This is a genomic window from Streptomyces sp. NBC_00239 (assembly GCF_036194065.1).
In the GTDB taxonomy this organism is placed as follows: domain Bacteria; phylum Actinomycetota; class Actinomycetes; order Streptomycetales; family Streptomycetaceae; genus Streptomyces.
The window spans coordinates 6,460,330-6,481,424 of record NZ_CP108095.1; the positions used below are offsets into that span (position 1 = coordinate 6,460,330).

The following is a 21,095-nucleotide window of genomic DNA, read 5'->3' on the forward strand; positions in this document are numbered from 1 at the left end:
GGGCGCCCCGGAGATCTCCCGGAGATCCGGTCGGGGACGGCCGTGGGCGTGGCCCGGTGGAGGGCGGCCGGTGCACGATGGAGGGGACAGACCCCCGGCACCGTCCGGGGACCCGCCGACCTGGAGGATCGCATGCTTGCCGAGACCATATGCTCCGCGGTGTCCGCGGCCGGCCTGGGCATTGCGGCGCTGACCGCGTACCGCAAGCGCTTCCTGGCCGCGACCCGGATCGCCGCCTACGCCCTGGTTCCGCTCGGCCTGGTGATGACCGGACTCGTCGAGTGGGTCTCCGGGATCGTCTTCAATCCGACCGTGTGGCTGGGCTTCGGAGTGCTGGGCGTGTCCTGGCTGCTCTTCATGACGACCCGCGCGGTGGAGCGGCGCGGCCAGGGCACCCGCAAGGAGCGCAAGGCCGCCGCAGCCGCCGCGGCGGCCGGACCCGCGGCCGTGGCCCCCGGTGCCTCCGCGCCCTCGCTCGGCGCCCCCACCCGCCCGGCCGCGGCCGCACCGCGCACCGGGCAGGACCGGCCCGCCACCCCCGCGGATGACTTCTCCGACATAGAAGCGATTCTCAAGAAGCACGGAATCTGACGAACTCGCTGCGCAAACTCGCGTGTTGGGAGCGGGGCGGGGGTGGGCTGCGCCATCATTCGCCCCGAGATGCCACTCGACACTTCGCGGGGCGAGCACCCCGTCACCGCGGCCGCGGCGGTCCCCGCGGCCGGTCCCGCCGAACCGGCGGCTCCCGTACCGGAGCGCCGCGGCTGCCTGTTCGCGTTGTCCCAGCCGCCGCTGATGATCTTCCTGGCGGTCATCGCCGCACTGCTGCTGATGGCCGCCATGCACGACCTGTTCCTGCTGTGAGGCGGACCGGACGGCGGCCGCGCGGGGCCCCGGCTCCCGGTGCGGCCGCCGGCGCCGCTACTCGCCGGCTTCCTTGCGGCGGGCCCGGTACGCCGCCACGTGCAGCCGGTTCCCGCAGGTGCGGCTGTCGCAGTAGCGCCGCGAGCGGTTGCGGGACAGGTCGACGAAGGCTCGCCGGCAGTCCGGGGCCTCGCAGCGGCGCAGCCGTTCCCGCTCGCCCGAGACCACGATGAAGGCGAGCGCCATGCCGCAGTCCGCGGCGATGTGGTCGCCCACGGAGGCGCCGGGCGCGAAGTAGTGCACGTGCCAGTCGTAGCCGTCGTGGTCCGTCAGCCGCGGGGTGGTGCCCGCCGCGGCCACCAGGTCGTTGATCACGACGGCCGCGGTCCGGGAGTTCTTCGCGCCGAAGACCTGTCCGAAGCGCGCGCGGACCGCCCGTACCCCGGCGAGGTCCCGGGCACCCAGCTCGCCGACGTCGCTGATCTCGTGCTCCCGCACGAAGTCCCGCAGCGCCCCGACATCGGACAGGCCGTCGGGCTGGTCCTCGTCCGGGGCGGTGTTCACAAGGTCGACGACGACGTCGAGTGCACGACGGGTGTCGTGGGGAATCTGCACGTCAATCGCTCCCTGGGGCTGCGGCGGGCCGGTTCCCGCCGATGCTGGCCGACTTTAGCGGCTCCCCGGAAAAGCGCACCGGCGCCGTCCCCGTGGGTGGCTTCCGCGGGAACAGCGCCGGTACTGCCGTATGTGGTTGTCCAGCTCGCACCGTCGCCCCGAGTCGGACGGTGTCGAGCGGCTCCCGCGCTGGCTCAGCTTTCGGCCAGGATGTGGGAGAGCTCCTGGTCGAGGTCGAAGTGCCGGTGCTCGGTGCCCGGTGGGACGGCGGCGTCCGTGCGCTTCAGGAACGACTCCAGTGCTCTTGCAGGGGCTTCGAGCAGGGCTTCTCCCTCCGGTGAGCTCAGGGCGATGCAGACGACGCCCTGACCGTGACTCCGGGACGGCCAGACTCTGACGTCTCCGGTACCGGTGGGCCGGTGCAGGCCCTCGGCGAGGAGGTCTCGGGCGAATACCCACTCGACCGTCTCCTCGGCTCCGGTGTGGAAGGTGGCGTGCACGGCGTAGGGATCGGCCGTGTCATACCGCAGGCCCGCGGGTACAGGCAGTGAGGACTCGCTCGACACAACGAGGCGCAGGTGCAGCTCGCAGCTGACCGTGGTGTTCATAAGCGCCAGGGCCTTTCGCTCAGTGTGCGCTCGGGGATTCGCACGTCGGCGAAATCGACATGCCACCTACGGTGCCGTTGTAAACCCCTCTGACCGTTTTGTGGGTCTTCAGGTACCTCGTACGGCGGATCCCGGAGGCCGTGCACGTGTGCTGGGAGCTCCGGTAGGTTGGCGCCCATGAATACGGGGAGTGACGAAGAAAAGAACGCCGAGACGCCCGGAACGGAGCAGCCGCTGGGCTCCCGGGCGCCGGAGTTCATCAAGGCCCGCCGGACCCTGCACCTCAGCTGGCAGGTCGGCGTCTTCATCGTCGGACTGGCCGTCGTCGGCGCCGGCATCGTGATGCTGCCGCTGCCCGGACCGGGCTGGCTCGTGATCTTCGCGGGCATGGCGATCTGGGCGACCGAATTCGTCTGGGCACAGCTGGTCCTGCGCTGGACCAAGCGCAAGGTCACCGAAGCCGCACAGCGTGCGATGGACCCCCGGGTCCGCCGCCGCAATCTCATCCTCATCAGCATCGGCCTGGTGATCACCGGAGCCCTGCTCGGGACCTACCTGTGGAAGTTCGGCTTCGAGATGCCGTGGAACATCGATCAGTGACCCGCAGGCCCCCGACCTGCTCGGGGGCACCTTCCCGGCGTCCGCGCAGGGGGTCGGGGGCACCCTCGGACATGGGGTAATGTTTGCGGTGTGCCCGGGCGATTAGCTCAGCGGGAGAGCACTTCGTTCACACCGAAGGGGTCACTGGTTCGATCCCAGTATCGCCCACCCGGGTCCGAAGGCCCGGAGACTGTTCCACAGTCTCCGGGCCTTCGGCGTTCCCGCTCACCGGAGCCGGCCCAGCGCCTCCCGCACCCACCGCGCGTCCCGCAGCCGCTTCTCGTACGTCGCCCCCACCGCGAGCAGCAGCAGCCCCGCGAGCGCCGGCGGCAGCCAGCGCGGCAGCACGCCCGCCACCTGCACCACGTACGGCGCCAGCTCGTGCAGCGCGACCAGGACCAGCACCGCGCCGCCCAGCAGGAGCGGAGCCTGCAGCCGCAACCGGCCGCCGGCCAGCGTCACCGCCAGCGCCGCCGCGCCCAGCAGCAGCGGCCGCAGCCAGTGCGCGTCCCCCCACGCGGCCGCCAGGCTCGGCAGCAGGGTCGCCGCCAGCCCCGGACCGTACGCCGCCCACGACGAGGCCTGCGGGTCGCGCCGCATCCGCAGCCATCCGACCACCAGCGCCGGCAGCGTCACCGGCAGCGTGTACGCCTCCGGCACCGCGACCCCCGACGCGGCCAGCCGCACCCACGTGGCGGCCAGCAGCAGCGCGCCCGCCGCATAGCCCGCCCGCCGCCGCTCCGGCCGCACCGCCGCGCCCGCGCACACCACCCCGGCCAGCGCAAGGACCAGCGCCAGCCACGCCGGCCGCCCGGCCGTCAGCGCCAGCAGCACCGCCAGCGCCCCCGCCGCACCGGCGGCCGCCTCCACCGCGACCCGCGACACCCGCGGCGGCCGCACCGCCACCGCGGCCGGAACCAGCAGCACCAGCAGCGCACAGACGTGCCAGTCACGCTCCAGGAGCCGCCCCAGGGCCACCAGCAGCCCCGTCGCGTACCCGACCGCCAGCACCGCCGGCACCGGCCGGGCCGCGCCCGCCGCGCAGGCGCCGCCGAGCACGGCGAACACCGCGAAGGTCGCCACCCGCCCGTCCAGCGCCGCCACCGACACCGCCGCCGCGCCCAGCACCCCGCACGCCTCCAGGGCCCACCCGGACCGCCGCCCGGCCGACCACGGGTACGGCCCCGGCCGGGCGGCCGCGAACACCGCGGTCACCACCGCCACCTGCACCGCCAGCACCGCCGCGACCGGCAGCGCCAGAGCCGTCGGCAGTACGAACAGCCCGGCCGCCCCGCAGGCCACCGCCACCGCGACCAGCCACGGCAGCCGCAGCCGCCGCCCCAGCCATCCCGCACCGGCCGCCGCCAGCAGCAGCACCACCGGGATCACCCCGCCCGGCCACACGAGCGACACCGACGGCGTGCCCGCCCGCCACACCTCGGTGAGCACCGCCCCCCGGGCGACGAGCGACAGACCCAGCCCCGGCAGCACCAGCAGCACCGCCAGACCAGCCGTCACCGCGGCCGCGCCCAGCACACCGCGCCGCACCGGCGCCGGCGCCCGGTGCACCCGCACCACCGCGAGCAGCGGCGCCGCGCACAGCAGATACCCGACGACCACCCACGCCCCGGCACCCGACGGCCGCACCAGCCCGCCCAGACCCGCCACCAGCGCCAGCGCGCCCGCCCCGGACACCGCCACCGCGACCCGCGGTGCCCGCCCGGCCGCCACCACCGCGACCCCGCCCGCCACCAGCAGCAGCGCCTCGGCCGCCACCGCCGTCGCGGTCCGCGGGCCCGTCGACCACGACTCCGTCAGCGCCGTCAGCAGCGCCCCCGCGCCCGCCATCGCCCCGGCCGACCCCGCGAACCAGCGCAGCACCGCCGACACCCGCAGCGCCAGCGCCCCGTCCAGCGCCGCCGTGCCCAGCAGCGCCCAGCCGACCGCCACCGGCGGGGCGTCCGCCGCCAGCGCCGCCAGCGGCAGCGGCAGCTGCGCCACGAACAGCGCCGCCGGCCACGGCAGCCGCAGCTCCCGGAACAGCCACCCGTACCCGGCCCAGCCCGCGGCCAGGACCGCCGCCGCCCCCGCCGCGTACGCCGTTCCGTCCACACCCCGCAGGCCCACCGCGTACAGCGCGTACGCGTCCAGCACGGTCAGCGCCAGACCCAGCCCCGCCACCGCCTCGGCCGTCGCACCCAGACCGCGGCGCAGCAGCGGCGCCGGCGCGCCCAGGGCCGCCGCGGTCACCGCCGCCAGCACCACGGACCGGCCGCCGATGCCCAGCGCACCCCAGCTCACGACCGTGAACGCCAGCGCGGCGATCGCCACCAGCACCGCGCCCAGCGTCAGCAGCACGTGCTGGGCGCCCGGGCCCTGACCCGGCCGGCCCGCCGCCCGCGCGGGCGGCGGCGACCAGGGGGCGAACGGGGCGGCGGCGGGCGGCTGGAGCACGCCCAGCAGCCAGGCCCGGCGGGCCAGCAACCGGGCACGGTGGGCATCGAGTCGGGCGAGCTCGCGGTCGAGCAGCACCAGCTCCTCGGCCGGCGGGGGAAGGTTGTCCATGCCCCGGAGTGTGGCCCCGGTCACCCGGCGAGGACATGGGCGCGCGTACTCAGATCCCACCGCGCACCACCTGAGTACGCGCAGCCGTGCGCCGGTCCGTGCAGGACGGGGGGCAGGCGCGGCCGCCGCCGACACACTGTCCTCATGGACTGGAGCCACTACCGCTTCCACAGCGTCTGGGAGCTCGACGCCCCGCCCGCCCGGGTGTTCGCCGTACTCGCCGACGCCGACCGCTACCCCGACTGGTGGCCGCAGATCCGCCGCGTCGGCCGCCTCGGCGAGCACACCGGCACCGCCGTCTTCCGGTCGGTCGTGCCCTACGAGCTCCACGTCACCGCCACCCAACAGCGCCACGACCCCGCCGCCGGAGTCCTGGAAGCCGCACTCCACGGCGATCTCGAAGGCTGGGTGCGCTGGACCGTGGCAGCCGCCCCCGCCGGCGGCACCCTGGCCCGCTACGACCAGGAAGTCTTCGTCCGCAAGCCGCTGATGAGGCGGCTCGCCTTACCCGGACGGCCCTTGTTCCGCCTCAACCACGCCCTGATGATGCGCGCCGGACGGCGTGGCCTGCGCGCCCTCCTGGCGGCCGGCGGCACTCCGGCCGGGGAGCCGTCCGACGGCGCGGTTTGATGGAACCCCGTCCGCACCTGTATGGTTCAGTCCGTTCCCGGGCGATTAGCTCAGCGGGAGAGCACTTCGTTCACACCGAAGGGGTCACTGGTTCGATCCCAGTATCGCCCACCGGGAGAAGCCGGTCCGTCGCAAGACGGGCCGGCTTTTTCGTACCCGCGCACCGGGCGCGGACGCCGGACCCTCAGGCCGCGGTCGTCAGCTCGGGACGCACCGGCCAGTGCGGATCCACCGCCTCCTCCGAACCGTTGCGCGCGAACCACGCCTGCAGCCCCCGCGCCTGCGCCGCGTGCCACACCGCCTGCAGCGTGTGCAGCTCCGCCGGCGTCAGCCGCTCCAGCCGGCCCGAGAACCGCCGGCCCACCGCCCGCACCACCTCCAGCGACGCCACCGCGTCCGCCGCCGCGTCGTGCGCGCCGTCCAGGGCGATCCCGTAGTGCGCGCACAGATCCGTCAGGGTCCGGCGCCCCTTGCGGTACCGGTCCAGATGCTTGTCCAGCACCCGCGGATCCAGCACCGTCAGCGGCCTGTTGTCCAGATAGCGGGCCAGCGACGCCGCCCGGTGCCGACGCAACTCCCGGTCCAGCAGCGTCAGATCGAACGGGGCGTTCATCACCACCAGCGGCCGCCCCGCCGCCGCCTGCTCCCCGAGCGTGCGGGCTATCTCCTCCACCACCGGCGCGGGCCAGCGGCCGTGCTTCTGCAGGTGCGCATCCGTCAGCCCGTGCACTTCCGTGGCCCCGGCGGGCACCGGGATCCCCGGATTGACCAGCCACCGCGTCGAACGCACCCGGCCACCCGCGCACTCCTGCACCACGATCGCGGCCGACACGATGCGGTCCTGCTCGACATCCACTCCGGTGGTCTCGGTGTCAAAGGCGGCCAGCGGGCCCTCGTACCAGCGTGTCATGTCCGAACTCCTCGTCCCCGATGGGGCGGCAGGCGCACGGCCCCCGGACCCAGCCGGATCGGGCCACCCCCGCCCGAGACCGTGATACCCGGGCCGTTCGCCCCGTACGCCGTTTGCGGCCCGGCCACTGCGGAGACAACTCCAGTGGGGGACCGTACAACTGAGCGGTCGTCATGGAACGTCCGGCGCCACGGCGCCCGGCCCGACCGGAAGACCACGGGGAGCCATGGCGCTCGCACAGCCCGAAGAGGGCGTGCCCGAGCGGACCGAACCGCTGCGCGGCACACTCGCCACCACCGCCTGCATGGAGACGCTCCAGGTGGGCTACCTGCACGCCGTCGCCGCCGCGGCCGGCTGCTCCCTGTCCCAGCCCTTCCCCGACAACGGCATCGACTGGCACGTCAGCCACGGCGCCCCCGAGCACACCGTCGACGACGAGGTCACCATCAAGGTGCAGCTCAAGGCCACCTACCAGGTCGCCCCGGCACCACCCGGGCCCACCTTCGCCTTCACCCTCGACAACGAACACCTCGTCAAACTGGCCCGCACCCCCGTCGCCGTCCACAAGATCCTCGTCGTGATGCTCGTACCGCGCGAACGCGAGCACTGGATCGGCGCCGGACACGACCGGCTCGACCTGCGCCACTGCTGCTACTGGACCAACCTGGCCGGACACCCGGTCACCGGCCGCCGCCGGACCACCGTCCGGATCCCGACCAGCCGGATCTTCGACGACCGGGCACTGTGCCGGATCATGACCCGGGTCGGGTCGGGAGGCAGGCCGTGACGCCTGCCGGAAGGGAGCCTGCGATGAACCGGCCCCACCTGGAGCCCCTGTCCCCGCACTTCGCGGAACCCGCCGGACCCGTACCGGGCACCGTCGACCCCGCCGTGCTCGGCGCCCTGCTGCACCGGCACGGCTGGCAGCGCCGCGGCGGCGCCGCCGGCCGGTACGCCCGCTGGACCCCGCCCGGCACCGCACCGTACGGCGGCACCAGCCTCCTCGTACCCGAGAGCGACGGCTTCCCCGACAGCGGCGACCTGCTCGACGAGGCACTCACCGCCCTCTCCCGCAGCGCCCTGCCCTCCGCCCGCGAGGTCCTCTACGGACTCACCGTCCCCAGCGACGAGATCCGCTGGTGGCGCGACCTGCCCGAAGGACTCCCGCACGAATCCGCCTGGCCGGTCCAGGAACAGCTGCGCTCCGCCGCCCGCCGGCTGCTCCTCGCCGGCGCCCTCGCCGACCGCGCCCGGGCCGGCTACCACGGCGCCCGCCACCGCAGCCAGGCCGAGCGGACCGTCGACGGCGTCCTGGTCGGCCCCGCGCCCGGCGGCCGCCGACTCACCGCCTTCGTGCCCGTCGACGGCGGCCGCGGCACCGTCACCCGGCTCCACCACGCCCTGCACGCGGCCCGTGAGGCCATCGACTACCAGCGCGCCACCGGCGGCATGGAAGCCTTCGACACGGCGGTCGAGGCAGGGGTCAGCCGGGAGCTGGCCGACGCGTTGATCTCCCTGGTGCGCGGCACCGAGGGCGCCCGCATCGCCCTCGCCTGGGCGCCCGCCGCGGGCGCGCCCGCGGGCTGCGCGGCCCGCCCCGAACCCGTCGAGTTCTCACCCGGCGACCTCCCCGCCCTGCGCGACGCCGCCGCCCGCTACACCCGCGCCGAACCGGCCGTCGCGGTCCGGATCGCGGGCACCGTGGTCCGGATGCGCCGCTCCGCACCGCGCGGCGGCGGCACCGTGCGGCTGCGGGTGCTGGCCGGGGCGGAGGTGCCGTACGTGCGGGCCGTGCTCGACGAGGAGGCGTACGCCATCGCCGGGCACGCCCACCTGGTCGGCGTGCCCGTCCGGCTGAGCGGGCGGCTCCAGCGGCGCGGCGGATTCCGGCGCCTGACGGACGTGGCCGAGGTGGTCCCCGTACGCCTCGACGAGGTGGAGCGGGACCGGCTGATGAAGTCCCTCCAGGAGAACCTGGACTTCTTCGAGGAGGCCTGCGGACCCGACGCCGACGACACCTGAGCCCGCCGGCCCGGCCGGCCCCGTAACCGTTTCGCGGCCGACCGCCTCCGCTCGGTACGATTCAGGCGCGCGCAGTGATCCGCTGCCCGCACCCCAGAGTCAGGAGAGACCGGTGTCAGACGTCCGTGTGATCATCCAACGCGATTCCGAGCGGGACGAGCGCGTGGTGGCCACGGGCACTACGGCGGCCGAGCTCTTCGCCGGTGAGCGCACCATCGTCGCCGCGCGCATCGCGGGCGAGCTGAAGGACCTCGCGTACGAGGTCCAGGACGGCGAGACCGTCGAGCCGGTGGAGATCTCCTCCGCAGACGGCCTCGACATCCTGCGCCACTCGACCGCGCACGTCATGGCGCAGGCCGTGCAGGAGCTCTTCCCCGAGGCCAAGCTGGGCATCGGCCCGCCGGTCCGGGACGGCTTCTACTACGACTTCGACGTGGCCCGGCCCTTCACCCCGGAGGACCTGAAGGCCGTCGAGAAGAAGATGCAGGAGATCCAGAAGCGCGGCCAGCGCTTCTCCCGCCGCGTGGTCACCGACGAGGCGGCCCGCGAGGAGCTCGCCGACGAGCCGTACAAGCTGGAGCTCATCGGCATCAAGGGCGCCGCGTCGACCGACGACGGCGCGGACGTCGAGGTGGGCGGCGCCGAGCTGACCATCTACGACAACCTCGACGCCAAGACCGGCGAGCTGTGCTGGAAGGACCTCTGCCGCGGTCCCCACCTGCCGACCACCCGCAACATCCCGGCGTTCAAGCTGATGCGCAACGCGGCCGCCTACTGGCGCGGCAGCGAGAAGAACCCGATGCTCCAGCGCATCTACGGCACCGCGTGGCCGTCGAAGGAGGAGCTGAAGGCCCACCTCGACTTCCTCGCCGAGGCCGAGAAGCGCGACCACCGCCGCCTCGGCAACGAGCTCGACCTCTTCTCCATCCCGGACGAGATCGGCTCCGGCCTCGCCGTCTTCCACCCGCGCGGCGGCATCATCCGCCGTGTCATGGAGGACTACTCGCGCCGCCGGCACGAGGAGGAGGGCTACGAGTTCGTCTACTCCCCGCACGCCACCAAGGGCGCCCTCTTCGAGAAGAGCGGCCACCTCGACTGGTACGCGGAGGGCATGTACCCCCCCATGCAGCTCGACGGTGGTACCGACTACTACCTCAAGCCCATGAACTGCCCGATGCACAACCTGATCTTCGACGCGCGCGGGCGCTCCTACCGTGAGCTGCCGCTGCGCCTGTTCGAGTTCGGCACCGTGTACCGGTACGAGAAGTCGGGCGTCGTGCACGGCCTGACCCGCGCCCGGGGCTTCACCCAGGACGACGCGCACATCTACTGCACCCGTGAGCAGATGGCCGAGGAGCTCGACCGCACCCTCACCTTCGTGCTGAACCTGCTGCGCGACTACGGTCTGACCGACTTCTACCTGGAGCTGTCCACCAAGGACCCGGAGAAGTTCGTGGGCTCGGACGAGGTCTGGGAGGAGGCCACCGCGGTCCTCCAGCAGGTCGCCGAGAAGCAGGGCCTCCCGCTGACCCCCGACCCGGGCGGCGCGGCCTTCTACGGCCCGAAGATCTCGGTGCAGGCGCGCGACGCCATCGGCCGCACCTGGCAGATGTCGACCGTCCAGCTCGACTTCAACCTGCCGGAGCGCTTCGACCTGGAGTACACCGGCCCGGACGGCACCCGCCAGCGCCCGGTCATGATCCACCGCGCCCTGTTCGGCTCGATCGAGCGCTTCTTCGCGGTGCTGCTGGAGCACTACGCGGGCGCCATGCCGCCGTGGCTCGCCCCCGTGCAGGCCATCGGCATCCCGATCGGCGACGCGCACGTGGAGTACCTGCAGGAGTTCGCCGCCGAGGCGAAGAAGAAGGGCCTGCGGGTGGACGTGGACGCGTCCTCCGACCGCATGCAGAAGAAGATCCGCAACCACCAGAAGCTGAAGGTCCCGTTCATGGTCATCGTCGGCGACGACGACATGGCCGCGGGCACCGTCTCCTTCCGCTACCGCGACGGTTCGCAGGAGAACGGCATTCCCAAGGACGAGGCGCTGGCCAAGCTGGCCGACGTGGTGGAACGCCGGGTTCAGGTCTGACCGGTTCTTCCTGATTGCGGGGTAGGCCCCCTGGAGGCGATGGCTTCCAGGGGGCCTTCTCCATCGCCTTACCCGAGGTCATATGCTGCATGTCATGACGACTGAGCCGGAGCAGCAGATCGGGGTGGGGACGCAGGACGCGTTCCAGCGTCTGTGGACGCCCCACCGGATGGCGTACATCCAGGGCGAGAACAAGCCGACCGGCCCGGAAGCGGGCGACGGCTGCCCGTTCTGCGGGATTCCGGAGATGTCCGACGAGGACGGGCTCGTCGTGGCGCGGGGCAAGCACGTGTACGCCGTGCTGAACCTCTACCCGTACAACGGCGGCCACTTGATGGTCGTCCCGTACCGGCACGTCGCCGACTACACCGAGCTGGACGGCCCCGAGACGGCCGAGTTGGCGGACCTCACCAAGCGGGCCATGGTCGCGCTGCGCAAGGCGTCCGGAGCGCACGGGTTCAACATCGGCATGAACCAGGGCGGGGCGGCCGGTGCCGGCATCGCCGCGCACCTGCACCAGCACGTCGTGCCCCGCTGGGGCGGGGACACCAACTTCATGCCGGTGGTGGGGCACACCAAGGTGCTGCCGCAGCTGCTCGCCGACACCCGCCAGATGCTCGCGGAGGCGTGGCCGACGGGCTGAGCCGTACGAGCCCGCCCCCGGACCGGCGCCGGGGGGCCGGGCCCGGCCGCCGGATCGGGCGGGCCCGGTCGGCCCCGCGGCTACGCGTCGTACAGGTCCGCCTTGCGCGGGCTGGGGTCCTGGATGAGGCCGCTGACCATCATGGAGCGGCTGTTGAACCGCTCGGTGTCCACGCCGTTCTCCTCCAGTACCCGCATCGCGGCGGTGTGCACCACGCGCAGGACCGGGGTGGCGGCGCGCAGCGCGTCGTCCGCCATGAAGCGGTGGCGCCACGGCGGGTCGGCCCAGACGTGCCGCAGGCCGAACGGCTCGGGCAGGACCAGCTTGCCGCCGAGGAAGTTCAGCAGCGGCGGGTACCAGGTGAGCGGGGCGCGGACGGCGAGCCGGACCACCTCGGAGGCGTCCACCAGCGGTTCCTTGACCTCGACGCTCTCCCAGAACCGGATGGTCTTGGAGACCTCGTGGGTCTTCGGCGAGGACTTGGTGGTGAAGAAGCCGTTGACCGGGCCCAGCGCGTGGCCGGTGACCTCGATGCGCAGGGTCTGGTAGAGCACGGTCACCGTGACCATCATGGTGATGACCAACTGGCCGTCCCAGAGGGCGAACTGGATGCCGAGGTAGTGCCGGTTGCCGGCGCTGAACTGCTGCTCGTTGCAGATCCGGCTGATCTCCTGGCCGGTGACCTGGAAGGTGTCGACGCCGTCGCCGGCGGGCCGGGCCACTTCCTTGGCGCCTTCGCCGACGGGGGAGACGATCCAGTGCTTGACCGAGGGGGTCGGGAAGCCGCCGGTGTGCAGAGGCCCGCGCTCGATCATGCGGAGCTGGTCGTGGATCGCGCGGATCACGTCCCAGCTGCGGAACGGGTGGATGTCGATGCCCGGCTTCGCGGACACGAGTTCCTCGGCGAGCTGCCAGCTGCCCCAGCGGGTTCCCATGCCGAGGATGCCCTTGGGGCCGGCGTAGAAGACGGAGTTGCTGCGGTCCTCGGCGGTGAGCCGGGCGAGCTGCTGGCGCAGTTGCTCGGCGGCGGTCTCACCGGGGTCGGTCGGGACCGCGTTGGGGATCTTGGCGCCGACGCCGCCGCCGGAGAGCAGGCCGTCCCAGCGGGCGCGCATGTCGACGGCGGTGGCCTCGCAGATCCGCTTGGCCAGGTACCAGCCGGCGACCGGCGCGATGATCATGCCGCGTAGGTAGTAGCCCCAGAAGCCGGTGAAGGGCAGCTTGAACATGAGGACGGCGGCGGCCAGCGCGATGGCGACGAGGACCGCGGTGCCCAGCCAAGTGGCCTGCTTCGCCGCGGATTTGGCCAGGGTCTTGCGGAGCTGGAAGAGGCCGACCCACAGCAGGGTGCCGGGCAGGAACAGCACCCCGCAGACCAGGGTGATCAGCCGGAGCTTGTGGTCGCGTTCCTTGCGGATCTGGGAGGCGGCCAGGCAGTGCTCGACGACGGTCTGGGGTTCGGCGCCGAAGGACTGGATGAGGGGCTTGCGGCCGGCGCCGAGCATGCGCGCCTCGACGGCGGCGCAGAAGGCCTCGCCGAGGTTGGGGGCGAAGAGGGACAGCTTGCCCGCCTTGACCACGGACTCGTGCCACTCGTTGTTCGCCTTGAGTATGTCCTCGGTCGGGCTGTCCCGGTACGCGGCCGAGGCGAGGGCGTTCGTCGCCGCGGTCTGGCCGCTCGCCCCCGAGAGGGGCACCTGCGCCCCGGGCCTGAAATCGAAGTCGTCCGCCACCGTTGCCCCCATCGCTGTGCTGTGCCGACTGCCGTGCCCCGACTGCCGTGCCCCGACCGGCGCGTGCGGACGGCCGTCCGCACGCTGTTCCCCCTTGCGGCTCGTTCCCCGTCGTCTCACCCGGCACACCTGCCGAAGAGCCTATCGGGGCTGGTCCGTTCGCGTCGGCGGACAGGGAAATGCCGCCCACCACACACGAGTTGGGTGGGCGGCCTCCGAGTGCATTCGAGTTACTACGTCCGCTTCTCGGAGTGTTCGCGCATCTTGTCGGCCACGGCCTGCGGCATCGGCTCGTGGCGGGCGTAGTCGCGGCTGAAGCGGCCGGTGCCGTGGGAGAGCGAGCGGAGGTCCACCGCGTACCGGTCGATCTCGATCTCGGGCACCTCGGCGCGCACCAGGGTGCGGCCGTCACCGGCCTGCTCGGTGCCGACGACCCGGCCGCGGCGCCCGGACAGGTCGCTCATCACCGCCCCGACGTAGTCGTCCGGCACCAGTACGGCGAGTTCCGCCACGGGTTCCAGCAGGTCGATCCGGGCCTCGGCGGCCGCCTCGCGCAGGGCGAGCGCGCCGGCGGTCTGGAAGGCGGCGTCGGAGGAGTCGACCGAGTGCGCCTTGCCGTCGAGCAGGGTGATGCGCACGTCGACCAGCGGGTGGCCGGCGGCGACCCCGCGGGCGGCCTGCCCGCGTACGCCCTTCTCGACGGAGGGGATGAACTGGCGGGGCACCGACCCGCCGACGACCTTGTCGACGAACTCGATCCCGCTGCCCGGGGGCAGCGGCTCCACCTCGATCTCGCAGATCGCGAACTGGCCGTGGCCGCCGGACTGTTTGACGTGCCGGCCGCGGCCGGACGCCTTCGCGGCGAACGTCTCGCGGAGGCTGACCCTGTGGGGGACCGGGTCGACCTGGACCCCGTACCGGCTGCGCAGGCGTTCGACCGCGACGTCGCGGTGGGCTTCGCCCAGGCACCACAGGACGACCTGGTGGGTGTGCTGGTTCTGTTCCAGGCGCATGGTCGGGTCCTCGGCGACGAGGCGGGCCAGGCCCTGGGAGAGCTTGTCCTCGTCGGCCTTGCTGTGGGCCTGGATGGCGAGGGGGAGGAGCGGGTCGGGCATCTCCCAGGGCGCCATGAGCAGGGGCGCGTCCTTGGCGGAGAGGGTGTCGCCGGTCTCGGCGCGGGTGAGTTTGGCCACGCAGGCGAGGTCGCCGGCGATGCACCGGGTGACGGTGCGCTGGTGTTTGCCGAAGGGGGAGGTGAGGGCGCCGATGCGTTCGTCGAGGTCGTGGTCCTCGTGGCCGCGGTCGGCGAGTCCGTGTCCGCTGACGTGGACGGTCGCGTCGGGGAGCAGGGTGCCGGAGAAGACGCGGACGAGGGAGACGCGGCCCACGTAGGGGTCGGAGGAGGTCTTGACGACCTCGGCGAGGAGGGGGCCGTCGGGGTCGCAGGTGACGGCGGGGCGGGCGGCGCCGTCGGGGGTGGTGACGGTGACGGGGGCGCGCTCCAGCGGGGTGGGGAAGCCGCCGGTGACGAGTTCGAGGAGTTCGACGGTGCCCAGGCCCTGGCGGGCGCCGTCGGCGGCGGGGGCGGCCATCAGGACGGGGTGGAAGGTGCCGCGGGCGACGGCCCGCTCCAGGTCGTCGACGAGGGTCTTGAGGTCGATGTCCTCGCCGCCGAGGTAGCGGTCCATGAGGCCCTCGTCCTCGCTCTCGGCGATGATCCCCTCGATGAGCCGGTTGCGGGCCTCGGAGATCAGGGCGAGTTCGGCGGGGTCGGGGTCGCGTTCGACGCGCTCGCCGGAGGAGTAGTCGTAGACGCGCCGGGAGAGCAGGCCGAGGAGGCCGGCCACGGGGGCGTGGCCGTCGGGGCCGGCGGGGCCGTGGAGGGGCAGGTAGAGCGGGATGACGGCGTCGGGGTCGTCGGCGCCGAAGATGTCGCCGCAGACGGAGGTCATCTGGGCATAGTCGGCCCGCGATGCCTCCAAATGGGTGACGACGATGGCGCGGGGCATGCCGACGGCCTCGCATTCGTCCCAGACCATCCGGGTGGCGCCGTCGACGCCGTCGGCCGCGGAGACGACGAAGAGGGCCGCGTCCGCGGCGCGCAGACCGGCCCTGAGCTCCCCGACGAAATCCGCGTATCCGGGGGTGTCCAGGATGTTGATCTTGATGCCGCCCCATTCGACGGGGACGAGGGAGAGCTGGACCGAGCGCTGCTGGCGGTGCTCGATCTCGTCGTGGTCGGAGACGGTCCCGCCGTCCTCGACCCGGCCCGCCCGGTTGACCGCGCCGGCGGTCAGGGCGAGGGCTTCCACCAGGGTGGTCTTGCCGGAACCGCTGTGGCCGACCAGGACCACGTTCCGTACGGAGGACGGCCGGTCGGCCGACGGTGCCCTGCCGGCGGCCCCGGCGGCCGCGGAGGAGGTGTGCGCCTTGTCGCCCATGTCTGTCGAGCCTCCCGGTCCGAGCGGTGAGGTGAGGCGGAGAGGGAACCGGTGGCTCCGGTACCAACCGCGATCCTTCGAGCTTTGCACCGGTGCCACATGCCGTCCATACGTCGTACCCGACGCGAACCGGTGGGTGCGCGGGGGTTAACCCCGGGGCCCTGGCTACGATGGGCCAGCCGGTGGCCGCTGTGGCCGCGCGGCCCACCGACCCTCTGGGAAGGCCATGCTGAACAAGTACGCGCGTGCATTCTTCACGCGTGTCCTCACACCGTTCGCCGCATTTCTGCTCCGCCGGGGGGTGAGTCCGGACGCGGTCACCCTCATCGGCACCGCCGGAGTGGTGGCCGGTGCGCTGGTCTTCTTCCCCCGGGGAGAGTTCTTCTGGGGAACCATCGTCATCACCCTGTTCGTGTTCTCCGACCTCGTGGACGGGAACATGGCCCGCCAGGCGGGCGTGTCGAGCCGGTGGGGCGCATTCCTCGACTCCACCCTGGACCGGGTCGCCGACGCGGCGATCTTCGGCGGCCTCGCGCTCTGGTACGCGGGCTCCGGCCACGACAACACGCTGTGCGCGGTCTCGATCTTCTGCCTGGCCAGCGGCCAGGTGGTCTCGTACACGAAGGCCCGCGGCGAGTCGATCGGGCTTCCGGTGGCCGTGAACGGGCTGATCGAGCGGGCCGAGCGGCTGGTGATCTCGCTCGTCGCGGCCGGCCTGTCGGGGCTGCAGACCTTCGGCGTGCCCTCGTGGATCGGGGTGCTGCTCCCGGTGGCCCTGTGGGTGGTGGCCGTGGGGTCGCTGATCACGCTGGTGCAGCGGGTGGTCACGGTGCGCCGTGAGGCCGCCGAGGCGGACGCGGCTGCCGGCTCCGACGCGGCGCCGGCCCCTTCGGGCGACGGCGGTGCCGCGTGACCTTCCGGGACAAGCTGACCGACGGGCTCTACGGGGCCGGCTGGAGCGGGGTCAGGAAACTGCCCGAGCCGGTGGCCGAGGCGCTCGGCCGCAAGATCGCCGACGTGGTGTGGAAGCGCCGCGGCAAGAGCGTGCTGCGGCTGGAGTCCAACCTGGCGCGGGTCGTCCCGCAGGCCGGACCGGAGCGGCTCCGGGAGCTGTCCCGGGCCGGCATGCGCTCGTACATGCGCTACTGGATGGAATCGTTCCGGCTGCCGGCGTGGACCCCGGAGCGGATCCGCGAGGGCGTCGTGATCGAGGGCGAGCACCACCTGCGGGAGGCGCTGGACGCCGGCCGCGGCGCGGTCGTGGCCCTGCCGCACCTGGCGAACTGGGACCTCGCGGGCGCCTGGGTGACCTCGTGCGTGGGCGTGCCGTTCACCACGGTCGCCGAGCGGCTCAAGCCGGAGACGCTGTACGACCGGTTCGTCGCGTACCGGGAGAGCCTGGGCATGGAGGTGCTGCCGCACAGCGGCGGCGCCGCGTTCGGGACGCTGGCGCGGCGGCTGCGGGCGGGCGGCCTGGTCTGCCTGGTCGCCGACCGCGACCTGTCCTCGTCCGGCATCGAGGTGGACTTCTTCGGCGCGACGGCACGGATGCCGGCCGGGCCGGCCCTGCTCGCCCAGCAGACCGGCGCCCGGCTGCTGCCGGTGAACCTCTGGTACGACGGCTCCGTGATGCGCGGCGTCATCCACCCGCCGGTGGAGGTCCCGGAGACGGGTACCCGGCGGGAGAAGACCGCGGTGGTCACCCAGGCGACGGCGGACGCCTTCGCGGCGGGCATCGCCGCGCACCCGGAGGACTGGCACATGCTGCAGCGGCTGTGGACCGACGACCTCGACGCGCCGGAGGGCGCTGCGGGTACTACGGGTACTGCGGGGCCTGCGGGTACTTCGGGGCCTGCGGGTACTTCGGGGCCTGCGGGTACTACGGGGTCTGCGGGTACTACGGGTACCACCGGGCCGGTCGGGCCGGGGCAGGCGTCGGAGGCTTCCGGGGTGGCGGGCGCGTGAGGATCGGCATCGTCTGCCCGTACGCCTGGGACGTCCCGGGCGGCGTCCAGTTCCACATCCGCGACCTCGCCGAGCACCTGATCCGGCTGGGCCACGAGGTGTCCGTCCTCGCGCCGTCGGACGAGGACACCCCGCTGCCGCCGTACGTGGTCTCGGCCGGCCGGGCCGTGCCGGTGCGCTACAACGGATCGGTGGCCCGCCTGAACTTCGGCTTCCTGTCCGCGGCGCGGGTGCGGCGCTGGCTGCACGACGGCACCTTCGACGTCATCCACATCCACGAGCCGACCTCGCCCTCGCTGGGCCTGCTCGCCTGCTGGGCCGCACAGGGGCCCATCGTGGCCACCTTCCACACCTCGAACCCGCGGTCCCGGGCGATGATCGCGGCATACCCGATCCTCCAGCCGGCGCTGGAGAAGATCAGCGCGCGGATCGCGGTCAGCGAGTACGCGCGCCGCACCCTCGTCGAACACCTGGGCGGGGACGCCGTGGTGATCCCCAACGGTGTCGACGTCGACTTCTTCGCGTCCGCCGAGCCCAAGGCCGAATGGCAGGGCGGCACGCTGGGCTTCATCGGTCGCATCGATGAACCCCGCAAGGGGCTGCCGGTGCTGATGGCGGCCCTCCCGAAGATCCTCGCCGAGCGGCCGGACACCCGGCTGATCGTCGCGGGGCGCGGCGACGAGGTGGAGGCCGTGGCCTCGCTGCCCGCGGAGATGCGCTCCCGCGTCGAGTTCCTGGGCATGGTCAGCGACGAGGACAAGGCGCGGCTGCTGCGCAGCGTCGACGTGTACGTGGCCCCCAACACGGGCGGCGAGAGCTTCGGCATCATCCTGGTCGAGGCGCTGTCGGCGGGGGCGCCGGTGCTGGCATCGGACCTGGACGCGTTCGCGCAGGTCCTGGACCAGGGGGCGGCGGGCGACCTGTTCGCCAACGAGGACGCGGATGCGCTGGCCGCGGCGGCGGTCCGGCTGCTGGGCGACGCCGAGCGGCGGGGCGGGCTGAGCGCGCGCGGCTCGGCGCACGTGCGGCGGTTCGACTGGGCCACCGTGGGGGCGGACATCCTGGCGGTGTACGAGACGGTGGCCGCCGGGGCGGCGTCCGTGGCCACCGATGAGCGCGTGCCGCTGCGTACCCGCTGGGGCTCCCACACAGGCTCAGCCTCCGGCTTCTCCCGCGAATAACCCCCTCTCGCCCGAGCGGGCCGCTCCCGCCCGCGCCGCTCGGCCTTCACCGCGCCGCTCCAGCTCACCCGGTGGCGCGGAGGCAACCCCCGGCTCCGCCGGCGCCGTGGAAGTAACCTCCAGCTCACCCGGCGCCGGCGGTGGCAACCTCCGGTTCTGCCGGACCCGTGGAGGGAACCTCCAGCCGTTGCCGGCGGTGCGGGCCGCCAGCCCCGCCGGCGTTTGAGGCGGGGCCTCGGGCGTAACCGGCTCCGCCGACGCAGCGTGGCGCCACATTCAGCCTCGCCGGCGTTTGAGGCGCGGGGTTTGGGGCGGAGCCCCAAGGACAACCCGGCTGACGCCGGGTACCGGGCTCCGCCCGGACCCGCGCCTCAAACGCCGGCGAGGCTGGAGGTCGCCGCCAAGGCATGGTGTGCCGCCCTGGCAGCCGGGGAGGCTGGATGTTGCCGCTCGGGCAGCCAGCCGGGCTGGAGGTGCGCGTCGCGGTCTGCCGGCGGCTGGAGGTGCGCGTCGCCGTCTGTCGGCAGGGCTGGAGGTGCGGTCACGGTCAGCCGGCAGGGCTGAATCGGCGCGTCACGGTCAGCCGGCGGGCCGAAGTCGCGTGGGGTGGTGGCGGCCCCGCCCGTGGGGCGGGGGCTGTGGTTGCGGGAGCGGTAGAGTCGCGTGGCGTGATCGAAACCCTCGTCTGGATCGCGGTGGCGCTGTGCGCCATCGGCCTCTACCTCAGCTGGACCGCCGGCCGTCTCGACCGGCTGCACTCGCGGATGGACGCCGCCCGCGCCGCGCTCGACGCGCAGCTCGTGCGGCGGGCCTCGGTGGTGCTGGAGCTGGCCACGTCCGGGGTGCTCGATCCCGCCTCCTCGATCGTCCTGTACGAGGCCGCGCACGCGGCCCGGCAGGCCGAGGAGGACCAGCGCGAGGTGGCCGAGAGCGAGCTGAGCCAGGCCCTGCGCGCGGTGTTCGAGGACGCCGACCAGGTGGAGGCGGTCAAGGAGGCGCCGGGCGGGCCGGAAGCCGCCGAGGAGCTGGCGGCGGCCGTCCGGCGGGTGCCGATGGCCCGCAGGTTCCACAACGACGCCGTACGGGCGGCGCGGGCGCTGCGCCGGCACCGCAAGGTGCGCTGGTTCCGGCTGGCGGGACACGCCCCGTTCCCCCTCGCGTTCGAGATGGACGACGAGCCGCCGGCCGCATTGGCCGACCGGCCGACCGGCTGAAGGAGCCACCGGCTCACCATTGGCCCTTGCAGTGGACTGGTCCGCGGGGTTTGCTGGCCTCAGCACCACCCGTCTCTCTCTTCAGTGAGGTCAACCCGTGAGCACGCTTCCCACCACCGCGCAGTCCGCCGAGTCGGCGATCGGCACCTCCCGCGTCAAGCGCGGCATGGCCGAGCAGCTCAAGGGCGGCGTGATCATGGACGTGGTCAACGCCGAGCAGGCGAAGATCGCCGAGGACGCCGGCGCCGTGGCCGTCATGGCCCTGGAGCGGGTGCCCGCCGACATCCGCAAGGACGGCGGCGTCGCGCGCATGTCGGACCCCAACATGATCGAAGAGATCATCGAGGCCGTGTCCATCCCCGTCATGGCGAAGTCCCGCATCGGCCACTTCGTCGAGGCCCAGGTGCTGCAGTCCCTCGGCGTCGACTACATCGACGAGTCCGAGGTCCTGACCCCGGCCGACGAGGTCAACCACTCCGACAAGTGGGCGTTCACCACCCCCTTCGTCTGTGGCGCCACCAACCTGGGCGAGGCCCTGCGCCGCATCGCCGAGGGCGCGGCCATGATCCGTTCCAAGGGCGAGGCCGGCACCGGCAACGTCGTCGAGGCCGTCCGCCACCTGCGCCAGATCAAGAACGAGATCGCCCGCCTGCGCGGCTACGACAACAACGAGCTGTTCGCCGCGGCCAAGGAGCTGCGCGCCCCGTACGAGCTCGTCAAGGAAGTCGCCGAGCTCGGCAAGCTCCCGGTCGTGCTGTTCTCCGCCGGTGGCGTCGCCACCCCCGCCGACGCCGCGCTGATGCGCCAGCTCGGCGCCGAGGGCGTCTTCGTCGGCTCCGGCATCTTCAAGTCGGGCGACCCGGCCAAGCGCGCCGCCGCCATCGTGAAGGCCACCACCTTCTACGACGACCCGAAGATCATCGCGGACGCGTCCCGCAACCTGGGCGAGGCCATGGTCGGCATCAACTGCGACACCCTCCCCGAGTCCGAGCGCTACGCCAACCGCGGCTGGTAG

Annotated in this window: 19 protein-coding genes and 2 tRNA genes; 15 read left to right on the top strand and 6 right to left on the bottom strand. The window is 73.2% G+C overall.

Going from position 1 to position 21,095, the window contains the following annotated elements; all coding sequences use genetic code 11:
* Positions 1 to 132: 132 nt before the first annotated feature.
* Complete coding sequence (locus OG764_RS28415; protein WP_328971266.1) at positions 133 to 591, top strand: hypothetical protein; 459 nt, start codon at positions 133 to 135, stop codon at positions 589 to 591.
* A 69-nt stretch (positions 592 to 660) separates the two neighbouring features.
* Entirely contained in the window at positions 661 to 864 is a 204-nt protein-coding gene (locus OG764_RS28420; RefSeq protein WP_328971267.1) for a hypothetical protein, read from the top strand.
* 57 nt (positions 865 to 921) lie between these two features.
* On the opposite strand, the gene OG764_RS28425 is transcribed toward OG764_RS28420, so the two are convergent.
* Positions 922 to 1,479, bottom strand: coding sequence for a CGNR zinc finger domain-containing protein (locus tag OG764_RS28425; RefSeq protein WP_328971268.1), 558 nt, complete (start codon positions 1,477 to 1,479; stop codon positions 922 to 924).
* A gap of 194 nt (positions 1,480 to 1,673) precedes the next feature.
* Positions 1,674 to 2,087 carry an SsgA family sporulation/cell division regulator gene (locus OG764_RS28430; RefSeq protein ID WP_004002642.1) on the bottom strand — a complete coding sequence of 138 codons (414 nt, stop codon included), beginning with the start codon at positions 2,085 to 2,087 and terminating at the stop codon, positions 1,674 to 1,676.
* A gap of 177 nt (positions 2,088 to 2,264) precedes the next feature.
* Between OG764_RS28430 and OG764_RS28435 the strand changes: the two genes are divergently transcribed.
* Together OG764_RS28435 and OG764_RS28440 are read left to right on the top strand one after the other, a co-directional pair.
* Complete coding sequence (locus OG764_RS28435; protein ID WP_328971269.1) at positions 2,265 to 2,687, top strand: TIGR02611 family protein; 423 nt, start codon at positions 2,265 to 2,267, stop codon at positions 2,685 to 2,687.
* Between the two features lie 96 nt (positions 2,688 to 2,783).
* Positions 2,784 to 2,855, top strand: a tRNA-Val gene (locus OG764_RS28440).
* Positions 2,856 to 2,912: 57 nt separating this feature from the next.
* Here OG764_RS28440 and OG764_RS28445 read toward each other — a convergent pair.
* On the bottom strand, positions 2,913 to 5,252 hold the full coding sequence (locus tag OG764_RS28445; protein ID WP_328971270.1) for an SCO7613 C-terminal domain-containing membrane protein: 2,340 nt from the start codon (positions 5,250 to 5,252) through the stop codon (positions 2,913 to 2,915).
* 144 nt (positions 5,253 to 5,396) lie between these two features.
* Here OG764_RS28445 and OG764_RS28450 point away from each other — a divergent pair, with 144 nt between their 5' ends.
* Together OG764_RS28450 and OG764_RS28455 are read left to right on the top strand one after the other, a co-directional pair.
* Positions 5,397 to 5,882 carry an SRPBCC family protein gene (locus tag OG764_RS28450; protein WP_328971271.1) on the top strand — a complete coding sequence of 162 codons (486 nt, stop codon included), beginning with the start codon at positions 5,397 to 5,399 and terminating at the stop codon, positions 5,880 to 5,882.
* Positions 5,883 to 5,921: 39 nt separating this feature from the next.
* Positions 5,922 to 5,993: transfer RNA gene (locus OG764_RS28455), tRNA-Val, on the top strand.
* 73 nt (positions 5,994 to 6,066) lie between these two features.
* Here OG764_RS28455 and OG764_RS28460 read toward each other — a convergent pair.
* A complete protein-coding gene (locus tag OG764_RS28460) occupies positions 6,067 to 6,792 on the bottom strand; it encodes a 3'-5' exonuclease (protein WP_328971272.1) in 726 nt (241 codons plus the stop codon).
* A gap of 226 nt (positions 6,793 to 7,018) precedes the next feature.
* On the opposite strand from OG764_RS28460, the gene OG764_RS28465 reads away from it, so the two are divergent.
* The 4 genes from OG764_RS28465 (at position 7,019) to OG764_RS28480 (ending at position 11,546) form a co-directional block, all read left to right on the top strand.
* Positions 7,019 to 7,579 (top strand): DUF4365 domain-containing protein, encoded by a 561-nt coding sequence (locus tag OG764_RS28465; RefSeq protein ID WP_328971273.1) that lies wholly within the window; start codon positions 7,019 to 7,021, stop codon positions 7,577 to 7,579.
* 23 nt (positions 7,580 to 7,602) lie between these two features.
* On the top strand, positions 7,603 to 8,814 hold the full coding sequence (locus OG764_RS28470) for a hypothetical protein (protein WP_328971274.1): 1,212 nt from the start codon (positions 7,603 to 7,605) through the stop codon (positions 8,812 to 8,814).
* Positions 8,815 to 8,926: 112 nt separating this feature from the next.
* Positions 8,927 to 10,903: a threonine--tRNA ligase gene (gene thrS / locus OG764_RS28475; RefSeq protein WP_328971275.1), complete on the top strand. Its 1,977-nt coding sequence runs from the start codon at positions 8,927 to 8,929 to the stop codon at positions 10,901 to 10,903.
* 82 nt (positions 10,904 to 10,985) lie between these two features.
* Entirely contained in the window at positions 10,986 to 11,546 is a 561-nt protein-coding gene (locus OG764_RS28480; protein WP_328971276.1) for an HIT family protein, read from the top strand.
* 80 nt (positions 11,547 to 11,626) lie between these two features.
* Here the strand turns inward: OG764_RS28480 and OG764_RS28485 are convergent, their stop codons facing one another.
* Positions 11,627 to 13,291: a hypothetical protein gene (locus OG764_RS28485; protein ID WP_328971277.1), complete on the bottom strand. Its 1,665-nt coding sequence runs from the start codon at positions 13,289 to 13,291 to the stop codon at positions 11,627 to 11,629.
* Positions 13,292 to 13,512: 221 nt separating this feature from the next.
* Positions 13,513 to 15,720 (bottom strand): elongation factor G-like protein EF-G2, encoded by a 2,208-nt coding sequence (locus OG764_RS28490; RefSeq protein WP_328971278.1) that lies wholly within the window; start codon positions 15,718 to 15,720, stop codon positions 13,513 to 13,515.
* Positions 15,721 to 15,946: 226 nt separating this feature from the next.
* Between OG764_RS28490 and pgsA the strand changes: the two genes are divergently transcribed.
* The 5 genes from pgsA to pdxS all read left to right on the top strand — a co-directional run bounded on the left by pgsA (position 15,947) and on the right by pdxS (position 21,095).
* Positions 15,947 to 16,633, top strand: a complete 687-nt coding sequence (pgsA, locus tag OG764_RS28495; protein WP_328971279.1) for a phosphatidylinositol phosphate synthase — start codon at positions 15,947 to 15,949, stop codon at positions 16,631 to 16,633.
* Positions 16,630 to 17,685, top strand: a complete 1,056-nt coding sequence (locus OG764_RS28500) for a phosphatidylinositol mannoside acyltransferase (RefSeq protein WP_328971280.1) — start codon at positions 16,630 to 16,632, stop codon at positions 17,683 to 17,685. The genes pgsA and OG764_RS28500 overlap by 4 nt, the downstream gene beginning before the upstream one ends.
* Complete coding sequence (locus tag OG764_RS28505) at positions 17,682 to 18,866, top strand: glycosyltransferase family 4 protein (protein ID WP_328971281.1); 1,185 nt, start codon at positions 17,682 to 17,684, stop codon at positions 18,864 to 18,866. Before OG764_RS28500 ends, OG764_RS28505 begins: the two co-directional genes overlap by 4 nt.
* Positions 18,867 to 19,534: 668 nt before the next feature.
* Positions 19,535 to 20,080 (top strand): hypothetical protein, encoded by a 546-nt coding sequence (locus tag OG764_RS28510; protein WP_328971282.1) that lies wholly within the window; start codon positions 19,535 to 19,537, stop codon positions 20,078 to 20,080.
* Positions 20,081 to 20,177: 97 nt separating this feature from the next.
* Entirely contained in the window at positions 20,178 to 21,095 is a 918-nt protein-coding gene (gene pdxS, locus OG764_RS28515; RefSeq protein WP_328971283.1) for a pyridoxal 5'-phosphate synthase lyase subunit PdxS, read from the top strand.